General features: G+C 44.6%; 18 protein-coding genes and 1 pseudogene. 13 read left to right on the forward strand and 6 right to left on the reverse strand.

The genetic code is table 11. From position 1 onward, the window contains the following. Window positions 1-6: 6 nt before the first annotated feature. The 6 genes and pseudogenes from AACR11_RS28555 to AACR11_RS28580 form a co-directional block, all read right to left on the reverse strand. A complete protein-coding gene (locus AACR11_RS28555) occupies window positions 7-726 on the reverse strand; it encodes a transglycosylase SLT domain-containing protein (protein WP_029788640.1) in 720 nt (239 codons plus the stop codon). Window positions 727-869: 143 nt separating this feature from the next. Continuing rightward, the gene (locus AACR11_RS28560; protein WP_029788641.1) at window positions 870-1997 is read right to left on the reverse strand and encodes an HNH endonuclease; all 1128 of its coding nucleotides are present in this window, start codon (window positions 1995-1997) and stop codon (window positions 870-872) included. 23 nt (window positions 1998-2020) lie between these two features. Continuing rightward, a pseudogene (locus tag AACR11_RS28565) lies at window positions 2021-2602 on the reverse strand (class I SAM-dependent methyltransferase); the annotation flags it as partial. Between the two features lie 144 nt (window positions 2603-2746). Beyond that, window positions 2747-3991 carry an NAD(P)/FAD-dependent oxidoreductase gene (locus AACR11_RS28570; protein WP_029788642.1) on the reverse strand — a complete coding sequence of 415 codons (1245 nt, stop codon included), beginning with the start codon at window positions 3989-3991 and terminating at the stop codon, window positions 2747-2749. Between the two features lie 8 nt (window positions 3992-3999). After that, window positions 4000-5067 (reverse strand): methyltransferase, encoded by a 1068-nt coding sequence (locus tag AACR11_RS28575; protein ID WP_029788643.1) that lies wholly within the window; start codon window positions 5065-5067, stop codon window positions 4000-4002. 30 nt (window positions 5068-5097) lie between these two features. Next, entirely contained in the window at window positions 5098-5493 is a 396-nt protein-coding gene (locus AACR11_RS28580; protein WP_005446495.1) for a hypothetical protein, read from the reverse strand. Window positions 5494-5568: 75 nt separating this feature from the next. Here AACR11_RS28580 and AACR11_RS28585 point away from each other — a divergent pair, with 75 nt between their 5' ends. The 13 genes from AACR11_RS28585 to AACR11_RS28645 are packed head-to-tail and all read left to right on the forward strand — an operon-like array spanning window position 5569 to window position 17202. After that, window positions 5569-6294 carry a beta-ketoacyl synthase chain length factor gene (locus AACR11_RS28585; RefSeq protein ID WP_005446494.1) on the forward strand — a complete coding sequence of 242 codons (726 nt, stop codon included), beginning with the start codon at window positions 5569-5571 and terminating at the stop codon, window positions 6292-6294. Then, entirely contained in the window at window positions 6291-7055 is a 765-nt protein-coding gene (locus AACR11_RS28590) for a lysophospholipid acyltransferase family protein (RefSeq protein WP_005446490.1), read from the forward strand. Before AACR11_RS28585 ends, AACR11_RS28590 begins: the two co-directional genes overlap by 4 nt. Before the next feature lie 16 nt (window positions 7056-7071). Beyond that, window positions 7072-7344 carry a phosphopantetheine-binding protein gene (locus AACR11_RS28595; protein WP_009696047.1) on the forward strand — a complete coding sequence of 91 codons (273 nt, stop codon included), beginning with the start codon at window positions 7072-7074 and terminating at the stop codon, window positions 7342-7344. A gap of 15 nt (window positions 7345-7359) precedes the next feature. Further along, window positions 7360-7617, forward strand: coding sequence for an acyl carrier protein (locus AACR11_RS28600; RefSeq protein ID WP_005446488.1), 258 nt, complete (start codon window positions 7360-7362; stop codon window positions 7615-7617). Continuing rightward, window positions 7617-8177 carry an intracellular septation A family protein gene (locus AACR11_RS28605; RefSeq protein ID WP_009700647.1) on the forward strand — a complete coding sequence of 187 codons (561 nt, stop codon included), beginning with the start codon at window positions 7617-7619 and terminating at the stop codon, window positions 8175-8177. Before AACR11_RS28600 ends, AACR11_RS28605 begins: the two co-directional genes overlap by 1 nt. Window positions 8178-8182: 5 nt before the next feature. Next, window positions 8183-9553 (forward strand): AMP-binding protein, encoded by a 1371-nt coding sequence (locus AACR11_RS28610; protein WP_029788645.1) that lies wholly within the window; start codon window positions 8183-8185, stop codon window positions 9551-9553. 11 nt (window positions 9554-9564) lie between these two features. Further along, window positions 9565-9924, forward strand: a complete 360-nt coding sequence (locus AACR11_RS28615) for an ApeI family dehydratase (RefSeq protein WP_009700649.1) — start codon at window positions 9565-9567, stop codon at window positions 9922-9924. Window position 9925: 1 nt separating this feature from the next. Then, window positions 9926-11668, forward strand: coding sequence for a glycosyltransferase family 2 protein (locus tag AACR11_RS28620; protein ID WP_029788646.1), 1743 nt, complete (start codon window positions 9926-9928; stop codon window positions 11666-11668). Further along, on the forward strand, window positions 11652-13205 hold the full coding sequence (locus AACR11_RS28625) for an HAL/PAL/TAL family ammonia-lyase (RefSeq protein WP_017188379.1): 1554 nt from the start codon (window positions 11652-11654) through the stop codon (window positions 13203-13205). Before AACR11_RS28620 ends, AACR11_RS28625 begins: the two co-directional genes overlap by 17 nt. Then, complete coding sequence (locus AACR11_RS28630) at window positions 13205-13651, forward strand: acyl-CoA thioesterase (protein ID WP_009700651.1); 447 nt, start codon at window positions 13205-13207, stop codon at window positions 13649-13651. Before AACR11_RS28625 ends, AACR11_RS28630 begins: the two co-directional genes overlap by 1 nt. Next, window positions 13651-14280 carry a LolA family protein gene (locus AACR11_RS28635; RefSeq protein WP_029788647.1) on the forward strand — a complete coding sequence of 210 codons (630 nt, stop codon included), beginning with the start codon at window positions 13651-13653 and terminating at the stop codon, window positions 14278-14280. The genes AACR11_RS28630 and AACR11_RS28635 overlap by 1 nt, the downstream gene beginning before the upstream one ends. Next, entirely contained in the window at window positions 14252-16594 is a 2343-nt protein-coding gene (locus AACR11_RS28640; protein WP_029788648.1) for an MMPL family transporter, read from the forward strand. Before AACR11_RS28635 ends, AACR11_RS28640 begins: the two co-directional genes overlap by 29 nt. Then, the gene (locus AACR11_RS28645; RefSeq protein WP_029788649.1) at window positions 16591-17202 is read left to right on the forward strand and encodes a DUF3261 domain-containing protein; all 612 of its coding nucleotides are present in this window, start codon (window positions 16591-16593) and stop codon (window positions 17200-17202) included. Before AACR11_RS28640 ends, AACR11_RS28645 begins: the two co-directional genes overlap by 4 nt. Window positions 17203-17221: the final 19 nt, after the last annotated feature.

Raw genomic sequence — 17221 nt, forward strand, 5'->3', positions numbered from 1 at the left:
AATGAGCTAGCCTAAGAACTTAGGATGCAGTCCCTTTTCTAGCTTACGTCTCACTTTATATGACACATCGCCTAGTGTGATTTTCCCAGCGTTATTGCGGTCGATCCCTGCATTCTGGCGATAAGCAATTGATCCTTGTTTGAATAATACATGAGCAGCGGGTTTACCAATAGCCGCAGGATACAGGATCGCCATATACACATCCTCAAGAGAAGACAGGCGGTTTCGGTAAGGCATAAAATACGCTTTCACATAATCGAGTTGCTCTAACGCACTCATTTGAGCAAGCTTCTTTGTGCTCGTACCAAGTGCTTCCGCGGTTGATGGCATAAATTGAATCAAACCCGTAGCCCCACTCCCCGAGCCGTTTTTAATGCTGGGGCTGAATGTCTCTGCTGTTTCAAAAGCCATGCAAGCCATCAGATGATTTGGATCGATGTTGAGATCTCGGGAAATATCATTCACTTTACTTTTAAACTCAGGAGATACGCGACTCCCCCAAGCAAGAGCATCTACAGAAGGCGTCGAAAAGGGCACAGAAACATGACCTTTCTTGTAGAAAAATGAAGAAGGAGAGAGGATTTTTAGAATTTTCTGATTCTTTTGAGTGTACGTATCAGAAAGGGGAAAAACCTTATCTTTCCTGTGTTTAAGCTGCTTAATTTTTGTCAACTTATACAATAACTTAGAAACCGTTTTCACGATAAAACCACATTTGGAAAACATGCTCCAAACTGTAATCCATTTCTCACTTATTTAACATCGTTATCAGTAATAACAATCAAAAGTGTGAGATAGATCTTTTTGGCTTTCTGAGAGCGAACGAAGAAAGGACATAAATGCTGATTTCATCTTCATTCGTGTTCAATTTATAAACCCTTAAATATTACCCCTCTATGGTGACCTAAGTAACGCTTATGTCTATGATGCACCTGAAAGGACATGTCTTCTTGTAATCCAAGAACCTCGGGTTTCTCTAGATAACTTGAAATCAAAACCTTCCCACTATCATTGAATGATATGAATCCAAGATCGAATGCCTTATCGATATTTGGAATTAACAACAGCCCGTTAAATCTATCTAATCGCTCTTCGTTATCCGATTCACGCCAAGGCTTAATATGAGATGCCAATAGCAACTGCGTGTTCTTAAAACCCGTAACGGCACAACCACCCCACATATCAATTAATTTTGACCTGAAGTGCCCCTGCCCCATTCTTGTATTAACTAAAATAGTCTTTTCCGTCGAGCTGAGCTGCTTATCGTTCATTACTTGTCGAATATCTGCATTAACATCTATCTGAGATAAGTCGACAAAAAAGTTTTCGTAGTGAGAAAGCGCAGCACTGTACATCCCTTTCCCCTTGATATCTCGAATTTTAAACTCAGGTAAACTTTGGGCTTTGAGCTTATAGTTCTTAAATTCACCGTATGATTTCACATCTGTAATTGGTTCTTGAATCTGTCCAGCATCCATAAGCCAGTTCGATATTGAACCACGAACTGCGCCCAAATAGTTTTTCGCTGTTTTCTCTGACTTACCTAGGTCAATCAACCAGCGATAAAACAAAGACGCTAAATCTGAAAGGTTTGAAACAAGAGCATCTTTCAATTCATTTGAAACGATATAGCTACTCATATAATCATAAAGCTCATCATCAAGATAAGCATAAGCAATCGCTTTTGACGAGTATCGTTTGGTAGATTCCGCTTGAAAACCATCATTGTAAGACAAGTGCCAAAATCCCTCACTTCTCAGAAAAAAGTAAGGATTTTCCGGTGTATCCCTATCATTCCCAGTAGCAAAGTTTGCTAAGTGATAAGTGAAACGCTCTTTGAGGACCTGACTAAACTCTATTTTGTTGGAAGAGATATGTCCCGCCTGAATGAGCTCCATAACCGTGAGCAACATGCACACTTTATGAGGGCTCTTTTTCCCATTAGAGCTATTCATATTCAGGCTACGGAATTTATCTACATAATATTGAAGTGACACGGCTTGTTCTTCTTTCACTTTAAAATCACAACGGTTTGCCAATAAACATCATCCCTCTTGAGCTGATCCTTACTGTCAGAAACTTGTCTAACGATAAGCGCATTGTTCTTTGCCAACTGCTCTAACTCTTGAACAGAAACAGGATAAGCTTTGCGCCCATCAGTGAACTCTCCATGGCGAAGGCTTATGACCAATCGACCATTGGGCGCAAGCAGATTAGAGAGCTTACGGAAAGCACGTTCACGATGAGAAGTAGCAAGATGCATCCAAACCGCGCTCACTAACACAAGATCAAAGCGAAGCCCCAAGTTGGTGGTTTTCTCAAGTGCTGGCAAAGAATCTTCCAACCAAACGACAGAATCATCAGTTTCAGCTTTTCCTAGTTTTAACAGCGACGTTGCAGGTTCCAGCGCAATAACCTCGCAGCCTTTTTTGGCCATCCATTTAGCATCTCTTCCGGAGCCTGCGCCAACATCCAACACACGATCACCAACAAGAGGCCAAAAAGCCTGCCAACTTGTATGCACTTGCTCAAAAGTTGTTGAATCATATTGCTCTGCTAATGAGCCAGCATTCTGATTATAAAAATGAAAAGTCGAAGACATGGTTGGGCTGCTGTTATTAAACTCATTAAATCATAAGGTTAAACGAAGACAGACGCCATCATGAGTGTTTAAAAATTTAGGTTCAACCGACGAAAAAGCCCCGCGATTTTTTGCGGGGCTTCGGTATTAAAAAGAGTGGGAGGATTACATCTCCTCATCTCTCACTAGCTCAGCTAGGGTCGCTAAGCGTTGTTCACTCTGTTTTACGTATGGGTTGGCTTCATCCCATGCGTAACCCGCAAGAATCGCGCTGATCATCTGTTTGATACGTGGATTGGGGTTTTGGTAGAAGATAACATCTTGCAACATGCCGTTGTACCAACCTTCCACGTAAGTACGGAAAGTATTGACGCCCACCATTAGGCGATCAGCATAATCAGATTGCCAATCGACCGTTTCACCATTTAGCTGGCGTTCAATGCAGTCTGCTGCAAATTGTGCTGACTTCATGGCAATAGTCACGCCTGAAGAGAAGACAGGATCAAGAAACTCACCAGCATTACCAAGCAACGCGTAGTGTGGTGTCGCTAAGTGTTTTACGTTCGCTGAATAGCCACCCAGTTCACCAGCAGGATTTGGGTACTGAGCTTGGTTAAGGAGCTGCGCAAGCCCTGGTTCTTCACTTGCTAACTGCTTAAGAGCGGTAATCTTATCCTCGGGATAGTTTTCAAAGAACGTCGGTTCGCCAACCACACCAAATGAGCAAGTACCATTTGAGAACGGGATCAACCAATACCACACATCATGATTTTCAGGATGCACAGAGATCAGGATCTTGTTGCGATCGTATTCAATCCCTTCTGCAGTAATGTTGTCTTCAATGTGCGTAAAAATTGCTTTTCTTGGTGGCAGGCATGAAGGCTCTTCTAGCGCGAGCAAACGAGGAAGAACGCGACCAAAACCACTAGCATCTAGCACGTAATCGGCTTCAATTTGGTAAGCTTGTTTGTCAGCGTCAAGCACATTAAGAATCGACTTGGCACCTTCAAAGTCGATGCTTGTCAGTTCGTGCTGGTAACGAATTTCAACACCTTGCTCCACTGCACTGTCTGCCAGTACTTTATCGAAGTTACCGCGTTGAACTTGGTAAGTGGTACCCGGTCCTGCAGTGAATTTGTTGGTGAAATCAAATTGGGTATAAACGCCATTGCGACGAAACGCAGCACCATCTTTGTACTGGAATCCATATTGGTTCACCGCTTCCAACATACCGGCTTGCTCTACCACTTCCATGCAGGCAGGAAGAAGGCTTTCACCGATCGAAAAACGTGGGAACAACGCTTTCTCAATCACAACGACATTAATTCCGCGCATATTGAGCAATGCGGAAACGGTAGAACCTGACGGTCCTGCACCAACGACGACGACTTGCTTTTGTTCTTTTCTCATTCTGCTTTCTAGTTTGCTTGTAGTTTTAATAACGTATGACCGAGACCAATGTTGTCGGTTCTTTCTGTCACGACTAAGCCTGCCGCTTCAACAATTTCCAGAAAATCATCGCTGCGGTAGAAACGACTGTTGCCGTTTGCTAAACAGGTAAAGTAAAGCGAGGTCGCGTTCAAGCTATAAGAAGCACCCGCGTATTTTTGTGCATCCCAGAACAGTTCTAAGATATACACCGTATCGCCTTCTCGAAGCTGCGCTTTCACTTTCTTAAGAATATTGAGAATTTCGATTGGTGAGAAGCAATCAAGGAATTGACTCATCCACCAGATATCAGCGTGCTCAGGTAACACTTGAGCTTTATCCAGCATGTTGGCTGGGAATGGAGTGATGCGCTCACTCAGTTGATTTTCCTTGGCATTTGCCATCGCAACTTCTAGCTGCTGAGGAAGATCAACAATTGTAATGTTCACATATTGATCGTGGTTACAGCACTGCATTGCCCACTTACCAGTATTGCCACCAATGTCCACAATGTGACTTGGTTTATTAGCAAATACTTCTTTAAGTAATAGTGGGAAAGAGCGATCAGAGTAAAAGTGGTCAAACTTGAACCAGCTTTGTTTCGCTTGTTCTGGCAATGTTGATAACCCCTGGTAAATGGTTTCCCAATCACCAAGTTCTTTAAGACCTGACGGCTTGCCTTCTTTGATCGCATCCGTTAGGTGCATCATAGCGGCGTAACAAACGTCGGCAGTGAAATCCATGTTTGCTTGCGTCATGCCATCATAAAGTAAGTAAAAGCCTAGGTTAGCCAAGGAATAGTTAGGTTTTTCCCACAAAACAATGTGCGCACTAATGGCCATATCCAACAATACTTTCACGCCGTATTCAGACACACCCGTTTTTTCTGCAATTTCTACAGCGTTCATACCCTTTGAGCCTGCACTGTCGAGCGCAGCTAAGATACCAAGTTCTCTTAATGTTCTCGCAGTGTGGAAAACAATAGGGGCAAAAGATAATTTTTGAGCTTCTGTTTTAGCTTCAAAAGCGTTGAAAGGATCAATATTTTGATTTAACACGAAAAAACCTAACTTCAATTAATATAATTATTACTGGGACTCTGCGCCTAAAAGTGCAAGCGCGCGTTGAATATCAACATTTAAGTTGTTCACCCAACGGTTGTAATTACGATGGATTTTGCCATCACTTGCTTTTAGATTTACTGAGTTGAGATAAATAATTGAATAATATTTGTTGCTATATGGAATTTTTACTTCCGCAAAGTGACTACGAACGTTGATTTTTGCAATTAATACACCTGGGCTTGTTTCTTCAATCGTCCAACCGCGATTAGTTGCTGATTGAACAATCGCCGCTTTTACTTGTTTATTTTGAAGATCATAAGCAACTGGAGTATCCTCCACATTCAATACAGGTTGCACTCGACCACAACCGACAAGAAGCAAAGTTAATAGCACTGATATAAACAGCTTTAAACGTGACATGATAATTTCCTTTATTATGGTTTCTGCTGAAGCTTAAATTGTATCGAGCGGTAAAATAAAGCAATTTAATCAAATATGCCAAACTCCAAGATCAAAATTTCGTTTAATATCGACGCTTGGTCAGCTAACTCTCAAGGGCTTAGTCAAGTCGATGAGTGGAAACAATGGACCTCTACCGGTCAGTGGCCAGAAGAAGGCAAACTGAACGTATCTGATATCCCACCTATGATGCGCAGACGTATGAGCCAACTGAGTAAGCTAGCGGTTCAAACGGCGATTGAGTTGCTCAAGCAGCACGATGTTGACTACCTTGTTTTCTCTAGCCGTCATGGTGAACTTCATCGCAGTGTGGCGTTGGTAGAAGACATCCTCAAGGGTGAAGAAGCTTCGCCAATGGCATTCTCTCAGTCTGTGCATAATACCGCAGCGGGGCTTGCGACCATCGCAACTAAACAGCCGATCCCTCTCACCTCTATCGCAGCTGCTGAAAATACCTTCCAAAGCGCGTTAATCGAAGCGTGGCTATTCCTGTATGACAACCCTGACAAGAAAGTTCTGATTGTCGATTTTGATGAGCCACTCCCAGAGTCATATTCTGAGTTTGAAACGCACGATTACCATGGATATGGTTTAGGTCTGGTGCTTTCTCATGGCGATACTTTTAGCGTACAAGCAACAACCGAGAAAACAGACGAAGATGCCTTTCCGCAAGGGCTTAGCTTTATTCAGCACTTTTTATCATCAGCAAACAATTGGACGATTCATTCGCCTCAACAATCATGGGAATGGCGTCGTCAATGAGAATGTTGAATCAATATTGGCGAGTATTCGCGACAGGATTTTGTTTCTCGGTTTTTGGTTTAGGTGGCTTGGCACTCAGCTTTATCGTCATTCCACTTATTCACCTGACTACATCGGATATAAAACAGAGAGAATATAAAGTTCAAGGGGCGATTCAATATTCTTTCAACACTTTTTGTAATTTGATGAAGCTTTGCGGCGCAATTGATTACCAAATCATTGGTGCCGACATTCTTCAACAAGATAAAAACTGTCTCATAGTTGCGAACCACCCAAGTTTAATTGATTACGTTTTGATCGCATCCCAATTAAAGCGCTGCGACTGTTTAGTTAAGTCCGCAATTTGGGCAAACCCATTTATGAAGCACATTGTTAAGGCTGCAGGTTATATACCCAACGAAGCACCTGATGATTTATTAGCAATGTGTGAAGAAAGATTTGACGATGGTAACGTTTTGCTTATTTTTCCTGAAGGCACAAGAACCACTCCAGGTGTAAAATCGAAATTACAAAGAGGCGCTGCGCAAATAGCGGTTAGAACCGAGCGAGATTTGCGTGTCGTACATATTACGGTCACGCCAAGCTTCCTGACAAAAGAGAAAAAATGGTATCAAGTTCCAAAGACAAAACCATTTTTCAAGGTTGAAGTTAAGGATAAAGTTGAGATTGAGCCTTTTATAAAGCAAACTACGTCCCCAACGATAGCGGCTCGTCGCTTACAACAGCATTTGGCTGAAACTATATTTCCAGAAAATTCGTAATTATAAGCAGGTCCCAGTGGAACAATTACACAACGATATCAAGCAACTTATTATTGACGCTCTAAACCTAGAAGATTTAACCGTCGACGATATTGAAACAGAAGCACCACTTTTTGGTGATGGTCTTGGCTTGGATTCTATCGATGCTCTTGAACTTGGATTAGCAATTAAAAAGCAATACAACATTGTCATTGATGCAGACGATTCGAACACTCGTGAGCACTTCGCTTCTGTAGCTAACCTTGCGAAGTACATTTCTTCTCAAACCTCTTCTCAAGATAATGAATAGTTTTTAGGTATATTCATGACAGACGTAAATAAAGATCAAGTATTTGAACAAGTTAAAGATGCGCTTGTGGAGCTATTCGAAATTGAAGCTGAAGACATTCAGCCAGAAGCCCATCTTTACACCGATCTAGACCTAGACAGCATTGATGCCGTAGACCTTGTTGTACACCTACAAAATGTCACTGGCAAAAAGATCAAACCAGCAGAATTCAGCACAGTTCGTACTGTCGATGACGTGGTTAATGCAGTAACTGAACTTCTCAAGGAAAGTTAATGCGCCAATTGCTGACGGTTTTGTCTGCAATTGTATTATTTGCCTACCCCTTCGCGGTTTACTTCGGTATCGACCGATTTGGTTTAAATCTGGTTGGTGGCTTATTGGTTGCAGCGTTGCTTTTGCGGTTACTCGCTGCAAACAAAACACCACTCAAAGAGTTTAAGTTCCTTGCGATCACCACGGGCGTTGTGGGTATTGTCTTAGTCACCTTAGGTGTTGTTTTTAAGCAGCACGGGTGGCTAAAGTTCTACCCTGTTGTCGTCAACCTTTGCATGCTTGGCGTGTTCTCACTGAGCTTGAAGCAACCGCAAACCATCATCGAGAGACTGGCTCGCCTTCAAGAGCCTGAACTTCCTCAAAGTGGCGTGATCTACACACGAAAAGTTACGATCGTGTGGTGTGGATTCTTTATCTTGAATGCATCGGTAGCACTGTATACCTGTTTTCAACCTATCGAAATCTGGACGCTGTACAACGGCTTAATCAGTTATTTACTCGCTGGTAGCTTGTTCGCTGGTGAATGGATAGTGCGTCAATTTGTACGAAAGGAACATTAAATCGTATGAACACAAGTTCGTTAAACTTCTCCTCTATTGCGACCTTAATGACAGCCAATAGAGAGGCACAATCCACGATTGCGTATGACAGAAACCAAACCATGACGTGGGAGTCTTTTCAGCATAACGTCGCCAGTTTGCGAGCAACGTTAGAAGCGCTTAATGCCCAACGAATCGCGCTCTGTTTTGGCAACAGCTACCTTTTTGCGCTCAGTTTCTTTGCTTGTTGCCATGCTGGAAAATCCATCGTCCTTCCCGGCAATTACCAACCTGAAGCTTTAAAAGAGCTCGACGAGCACTTCGATCTTGTATTGCACGACACTGAAGTGATGATTCCGACAGGGCTCTCAGCTTTGCACGTGAATACAAGTTTCGATTCTCTCATTTGTGAATGGCAAGCCTTGCCACTTGCGAATATCAACGTCACGCTGTTTACCTCAGGTTCAAGCGGTAAACCAAAAGCGATCAGAAAAACACTCAAACAACTGGATGTGGAAGTCGCCATTCTTGACGGCTTATGGGGAGACAAACTGGAAGGTTCTCATATCGAGAGCACAGTATCTCACCAACATATCTACGGATTGCTATTCCGCGTTCTCTGGCCATTGTGCTCTGGGCGCCCTTTTGCCGCTCATAACTTAGAATTTCCAGAGCAGATTGTACATTTTGCCTCTACAGAGACAACATTGATCAGTAGCCCTGCATTACTTAAACGCCTGACAGAAGAGCATCAACCATCGGCGTTACGCTGCGTTTTTTCTTCTGGAGGTCCTTTAGCTAATGATGCTGCCAATCACAGCCAGCAATTGTTTGGTGATTACCCATTAGAGGTCTTCGGAAGTACCGAAACGGGTGGTATCGCTTATCGACAGCAACTATCTGCTACCCAACCTTGGACTCTTTTCCCTGGTGTTGAAGCCGCTCTAAATCATGAAAACTGTTTAAAGCTTCGCTCCCCCCACATTGATGAAAACGCGTGGTATCAAACTGCAGATGAATGCTATTTCCATGATAGTATTTCCTTCGAACTACGCGGTCGCACCGACAGAATCGTCAAAGTTGAAGAAAAGCGCGTTTCGTTGGTCGAAGTCGAGAAGCGTTTAGAGCAATTGCCGTGGGTAAAAGAAAGTGCCGTCATCCCGATGGAAGATGCCGGTCGGCTGTCTCTATTTGCAGTGATAGTCTTGACCAACGAAGGCGATCAAACACTGCAAGAACTCGGGAAAGGTAAGTTCTGGTTAGCGCTAAGAAAAGCCTTGCGTAGCTGGTTAGAGCCGATTGCTATTCCAAGAAAATTCCGCGTTTTAGACGAGATTCCGCTCAATAGCCAAGGCAAGCGCCAGATCGCTGAAATAGAAAAACTGTTCCAAGAATAAAAGAACTCATCATGGACAAAAGAAAACCAACGCTCAAACAGGTTGATATCGACAATCACATCGCGACGATTAAAATGCGTGTCGATGCCGACATCTTGGATTTCCAAGGTCACTTTACCCATTTCCCATTGTTGCCAGGCGTAACACAAATCGATTGGGCGCTGTTTTATGCGGTCGAATACTTGAACACACCAACACTGTTCAAAGGCATGGAAGTCATCAAATTCCAAGAACCTATCCTACCGGATATGTGCGTTAGTCTTACGCTTTCTTGGGATGCAGAGCGTGAAAAACTGGCATTTAAGTACACGTCGATCTCGGGCGAGCAAACCGTAGTTCATTCTTCAGGCAAAATGAAGCTAGGGAATTAACGTGACAAGCGCAAGCAACGAGAACCAATACCACCCTTGTTTTCTTATTCCATGCTACAACCATGGCAGCACGATTGCGGCTGTAGTTGAGTCGTTGTCTGTTTTTTCCCTGCCAGTTTTAGTCGTTGATGACGGCAGTAATGAAGAGACAAAACGTGCTCTAGATGCTTTAGCAAATGAAGAGAAAATCACCTTGATTCGCCTTTCAGAAAACCAAGGTAAAGGTGGCGCAGTAATGGCTGGTATTAAGCAAGCGCTGCTACAAGGGTTCTCTCATGCAATTCAGATAGATGCCGATGGGCAACACGACCTTGAGGCTGTGCCAACGTTATTGCAGGCTTCGCAGGCTAACCCAAACAGACTAATTTCTGGACAACCGGTTTACGACGAAAGCGTACCTAAATCACGTCTCTACGGACGATACGCGACCCATGTTTGGGTGTGGATTGAGACGCTATCGCTTTCTATCAAAGACAGCATGTGTGGCTTTCGAGCTTACCCTCTTACCCAAACTGTGGACGTGCTCCACAAGTACGACATTGGTAAGCGCATGGACTTCGACATTGAGATCTTAGTTCGTATGTATTGGGAAGGCACTGATATTGATTTCGTACCAACACGCGTGATTTACCCTGAAGGTGGCATTTCTCATTTTGATGCACTTTGGGACAACGTAAAAATCAGTTGGATGCACACACGTTTGTTCTTTGGCATGTTGCCTCGCATCCCTTCATTGCTGGCTCGTAAGCAAAAGCGTGCAAACGAATCCAAGCAAGCAACATCTCGCGACGCTCATTGGTCAAAGCGAAAAGAACAAGGCACCGTGTTGGGGATCAAAACCCTATTAGCCGTTTATCGAGTATTTGGACGCAAAGTTTTTGACCTCATTTTGAAGCTCGTAATGCGTTACTACCACCTAACAGGTAAGTCTGCTCGACAAGCTTCTGAGATCTACTTAGATCAATTGCAACAACACGCGAAACAACAGAACATCACCCTACCTCAACCTTTGGACAGCTATCAGCACCTGCTGTCATTTGGGCGAACCATGCTTGATAAGTTGGCAGCTTGGCAAGGTGATTTCAGTGTGGACAATCTTACCATTCATGGTCAGCACCACTTCGAAGAGATGGCTGAAAAACAACAAGGCGTGGTCATTCTTGGTTCCCACCTTGGTAACATCGAATTGTGTAGAGCGCTTGGTCGCCGACATTCACACGTGAAAATCAATGCATTGGTGTTCACCGAGCACGCCGAGCAATTTAATGCCGTGATGAAGGCTGTCAACCCAAGCTCCGAGCTTAACCTTATCCAAGTGAGTTCGATGGGACCCGATACCGCCATTTTGCTTCAACAAAAAATAGAGCAAGGTGAATGGGTGGTGATTGTTGGCGATCGCACTTCCACCAGCGTTGAAAGCCGCGTCGTTTGGGCGGACTTTTTAGGCAAGCCAGCGCCCTTCCCACAGGGACCATTTATGTTGGCTTCAGTGTTGAAAGCTCCAGTTTATCTGCTGTTTGGTCTACGAGACGATAACGCCGAAACGCCGCACTTTAACGTATATTTTGAACATTTTAGTGATCAAATCGTCTTACCACGTAAGAGTCGCCAAGAAGCGCTGGACAACGTGGTTCAGCAATATGCGCAACGATTAGAACATCACACACTGCAAGCTCCATTGCAGTGGTACAACTTTTTTAATTTCTGGACTTTAAGTAATCAGCAACATGACAATGAACAATAATCAAAGCATCACCTTTGGTGCAGAACGCCTTTCGATTGAAGATGTCGTCGCGATTGCACACGGTGCAAAAGCAAACATGAATGCGTCACCGGAATTCACATCGAAGATTGATCGCGGTGTGGCATTCCTAGAAAAATTACTTAAAGAAGAAGGCGTAATTTACGGCGTAACCACTGGGTATGGCGACTCTTGCACTGTTGCAATCCCACCAGCATTGGTCGATGAATTACCCCTTCACCTCACTCGCTTTCATGGTTGTGGTTTAGGCGAGATCTTGTCTCATGAGCAAGCAAGAGCAGTGCTGGCAACTCGCCTATGTTCTCTATCACAGGGGGTTTCTGGTGTTTCGCATGATCTGTTGAACCAAATCGTCAACCTGATCAACCACGACATTGCACCACGCATCCCGCAGGAAGGCTCGGTTGGCGCTAGTGGCGACTTAACACCACTGTCTTACCTTGCTGCGGCGCTTATTGGTGAGCGCGATGTGCTTTACAAAGGTGAAGTACGCCCAACTCTTGATGTATTTACTGAACTTGGCATTACTCCAATTACGCTCAAACCAAAAGAAGGTTTGGCGCTGATGAATGGCACATCCGTGATGACTGCTCTGGCGTGTATTGCTTACAAACGCGCAGAATACCTTGCTCAGTTGTGCACTAAGATCACGGCGATGGTATCGGTAGGTATGCAGGGCAATGATTTCCACTTTGATGAAGCCCTCTTCGCAGTGAAACCTCATCCGGGTCAACAACAAGTTGCGGCATGGCTACGTAACGACCTTAAAGCGGAACGCCCACCACGCAACAGTGACCGCCTGCAGGATCGTTACTCTCTGCGTTGTGCTCCACACGTGATCGGCATGGTTCAAGATTCTCTTCCTTGGTTGCGTCAATTGATCGAGAACGAGCTTAACAGCGCAAACGACAACCCAATCATCGATGGCGACAACGAACGCGTACTGCATGGTGGACACTTCTACGGCGGTCATATTGCAATGGCGATGGACACACTGAAAACAAACATCGCGAACCTAGCGGATCTACTGGATCGTCAGATGGCTCAGTTAATGGACTACAAGTTCAACAATGGTCTGCCATTCAATCTGACGGGCGCGGAAGGCGAACGTAAGCCAATCAACCATGGCTTTAAAGCGGTGCAGATTGGTATTTCAGCTTGGACAGCAGAAGCGCTAAAACACACCATGCCTGCAAGCGTGTTCTCACGCTCAACAGAGTGTCACAACCAAGACAAAGTGAGCATGGGTACGATTGCAGCTCGCGACTGTATGCGCGTTCTTGAGCTGACAGAACAAGTCGCAGCGGCATCTTTGCTGGCGAGTGTTCAAGCGGTAGAGATTCGTCGCCGCCATAATGAGCTAGACGAACACCACATGAGCAGTAACTTGAAGATGATTCGCGATGCGGTATTGGAAGAGTTCGAGTTTGTTGTCGAAGACCGTCCACTAGAGCACGATCTACGTAACTTCATCGCTAAAATCCAACAACGTCACTGGTTGTTGTACGCGGAGGCGTAATGCAAGAACAAGTCCTTTACCCGCTAGAAACCGAGGTGACAATGGTCACCTCATTTCAGGATGCTGATCCGATGGGCGTCATCTATCACGGCAACTTCTTTCGTTACTTCGAAGAAGCACGCCGAGTGCTAATGGAGAAGATTGAGTACAGCTACCGTGATATGCAAGCGTCGGGCTACATGTGGCCAATCATCGACACCCGCGTGAAGTATGTAAAGGCAATCCCATTCAACCACGAGATTCGCATTACCGCGACGCTCACTGAGTGGGAAAACCGCTTGCGCGTAGACTACATGATTTATGATGCCAAAACCGATCAGCGCATGTGTAAAGCTCATACCACGCAAGTGGCAGTTTCTATCGAAAAACAAGAAATGTGCTTTGTTTCTCCTGCCGCTTTTCTAGATAAAGTAGAGCAGTGGCATAAGTGTGGGAGCCTATCTTAATGCGCAAATCCTTGTTCTCTTTATTTGTGTCTATGGCTCTGCTCGTATCATTCTCGACTCCGAGCAGGGCAAAAGTGGTGGATCTCGACTCATTGCAGGCGCAGCTGTCACAAAACGAAGTAATCCGCGGCGATTTTAAGCAAAGCCGTCACCTAGAGATGTTTAATCAACCGCTTACTTCAACAGGCATTTTTACTCTCAGCAAATCGCACGGTTTACTTTGGCAACAGCAGATCCCATTTGCCGTAAACTTGGTTTTAACTCAAGACAAGTTACGCCAGAGCTTTGCTAACCAAGCGCCAAAAACCATCACCGCACAAGAAAACCCAATGGCATTCTATTTTAGCCATGTATTTCTATCGGTTTTCCATGGTGATACCGCAGCATTGAAAGAACAGTTTACGCTGGACTTTTCTGCTCAAGATAGTGGTCAATGGCAATTGGTTCTCACTCCAAAACAAGCGCCACTTAACGCGGTGTTTAAAGCCATCACGCTCTCTGGTAACACTCATATTGACCAATTAATGCTAGAAGAACTGCGCGGAGACAAAACAGAGATTGAGTTTACTCAACAAGCGTCTTTGCCAAAGGAATTAACGGATGCAGAAAAGGCTCAATTTGATTTCTAAATTCCGTCTAGGTTCATACGCATTGGCTTGGCTTTGGTTAAGCTTAGTTGTGATCGCAAGCGCTCTGCTATTAAAACAATGGGTGGGGAGCGAACACTCGCCGATTGAAACCAACATCCTAAAACTGCTGCCTGAAAATCAGCAAAATCCAATCGCAGAGCAAGCGTTTGAAGCAGTCTCCACCAGTATGAGTGATCAAATCATCTTTGTACTGACCGCTGCCGACAAAACACAATTGTTAAAAGCCGCTGGCGCATTTGAAAAAGGGTTAAGAGAAACCCAACAGTTTACCAACGTCGTCGGGAAAATATCACCTGACGCTCAACAAGCTTGGGCAAGCTACTACTTCAATCATCGTTTCCAGCAACTGACTCAAGCACAACGAGAGCGACTAAGCCAAGACCCACAAGCTCAAGTGCAATATGTGGTTCAATCCCTTTACAACCCGTTTTCGGGCGTAACAGGTCAAGAGCTACAAAACGATCCGTTCTTGCTGTTTCGTGATTACTTAAGTCAAGTCACGCAGCAAACATCAGCGTTTAGACTCGATAATGGCTACTTGTCTGTCGAAAAAGATGGTCAACAATACCTCTTAATCACTGCGACACTCAGTGGTTCTCCATACGCTCTCTCGACTCAAAGTGTCGTTCCAAAAATCGAACAACTAGAGCAATCCATCGCCACACAGTTTGGTGCTAAAGCCGCGCATACCGGCGTACTGTTTTACGCAGACTTTGGCACTCAGAGTGCGAAATCAGAAATCAGCACTATTGGCGTGTTCTCTTTATTGGGCATCATCGTGTTGTTCTTGGTTGTGTTCCGCAGTTTAATACCGCTCTCTTTAGCGCTGTTATCCATTTCGGTTGGCTTGCTGATTGCTCTTAGCGTCACCACTTGGGTATTTGGCAAAGTCCATCTATTCAGTTTGGTCTTCGGTGCAAGCTTGATTGGCGTTTCAATAGACTACGCTTTCCATTATCTGACTGAACGTTTATCTGAAGGCAGCCAGTGGGACAGTCGAAAAGGTCTCAAACATATTTTTGCTGCCATCACTTTAGGTCTTATCACCAGTTTGATTGGCTATTTAGGCATGTTGATTGCGCCTTTCCCTGGCTTGCAGCAACTTGCCCTCTTCTCCTCTATCGGACTGATTGCCGCTTACTCAACTGTAGTGGCTTGGTACCCGGTTCTCGCAGTGAAACCTTCTCGCAATGCGGTGAAAGTACCGGGTCATCGGTTGTTATCTGCATGGTTATCTGTGTGGCAACGTCCTAGTGTGAAAGTTGGGCTGCCGCTTATCTGTCTTATCATCAGCGGCTATTTTCTCACTCAGTTGAAGTACGACGATGACATTCGCCAATTGCAAGCCATGCCAGAAACGCTAAAGCAGCAAGAAGCTTTGATTACAAAAGTCAGTGGAATGCAGGCTTCTCAACAAATGCTTGTGGTCACCGCCGACACGGATCAATCTCTACTTCAACGACTAGAGCAACTTGACCCTACGCTACAGCAATGGCAACAAACCAACATCATTGAAGGCTATCAAAGTTTGAGTAAGTATCTGGGCTCAACCGAACGCCAACAAAGTGATTTTGCTCTGATAGCGAATCTGTACCAAACGCAAGCTTCTGCTTTAGCATCAGGCTTACAACTGGCACACAAGCCAAAACTGACAAACACCCTTGTGCCAGTCAGTTTGCCAGACTATCTAAACAATCCGGTATCCGAACCAATTCGCTTCCTCTACTTGGGAGAAATCGAAGGCCAATCGGCAGCGGTCATCACGTTAAACAAGTTGAACGACCCAGAAATTGTAATAGCATTTGCGCAGTCTCAACCAGATATCAGTTACTTAAACAAAGCCGAAGAGATCTCGACATTATTTGGCGAGTACCGCATTAAAATCATGGAGCTGTTATTTGCTGCTGCCGCGATTATTTTTGCCGTTCTAGTCAAACGCTACGGCTTTCACCACGGTTGGCGTATTTTACTCCCTTCAGCAATTGCTTGTATTGGAGGTCTCGCTGCCGCGGTTGCTGCTGGCTCGACACTCAACTTATTTAACTTGTTAGGCTTGATCCTGATCTTGGGAATCGGTATCGACTACACCCTATTTTTTGCTGAGAAAGCACGCAGTTTGAGCACTCTTCTCGCGATTACGCTCTCTGCCATCACAACGGTATTGTCTTTTGGGTTACTCTCTCTAAGTCAAACCCATGCGATTCATAGCTTTGGTGTGACCGTTTTAAGCGGCATTTTCATCGCTTGGCTACTCTCGCCGATTGCTATTATGACTAAGGAAAAATCACAATGAGCACTTCCACGGCCGTGCGTATTTTCATCACAATGATTTTGGTAACTTTACTCAGTGCTTGCAGCTTAGTACCCAAACAATCAACGCCTAGCGTCGAAATAGAACAAGGAGTCTCTGTCGCGCTCCCTGCCCCGAACGATCTCGGTTATCACCTCACAGCAAGCCAGTTGATTACTGCGACTTGGACCGCAGAAGGAAAAGAGAGACAAGAACAACTGCCAGTGCAATTACAAGTGAACAGCAACGATGTCACACTAGCCGGCTTTTCCTCTTGGGGTACCCGAATTTTATCCCTCAACTACAATGGTGAGCAGATAAATACAGAAGTTTTAACCGGTCTCGATGGCACGTTGCCAGAACCGGAGCAAGTACTATTCAACCTAATGATCACGCTGTGGCCGAGTTCTGCTTGGGAAGCGCCGCTAAATAAGGTAAGGTGGCGAATGATTGATGATGAATATTCTAGAGCCGTGTTTAATAGCGACGGTGAAAAGATCATAGACATCCGCTATGAGAATCAAGACAAACTGAAAGGTAAGATTAGCTTTAATCACCTTCAACATCCGTTTTCGATTTCTATTCAAACACTGCAGTATCAATTAAATTAAGAACGATCCTAATACAACA

This window comes from Vibrio sp. L85, assembly GCF_963871815.1.
GTDB lineage: Bacteria > Pseudomonadota > Gammaproteobacteria > Enterobacterales > Vibrionaceae > Vibrio > Vibrio harveyi.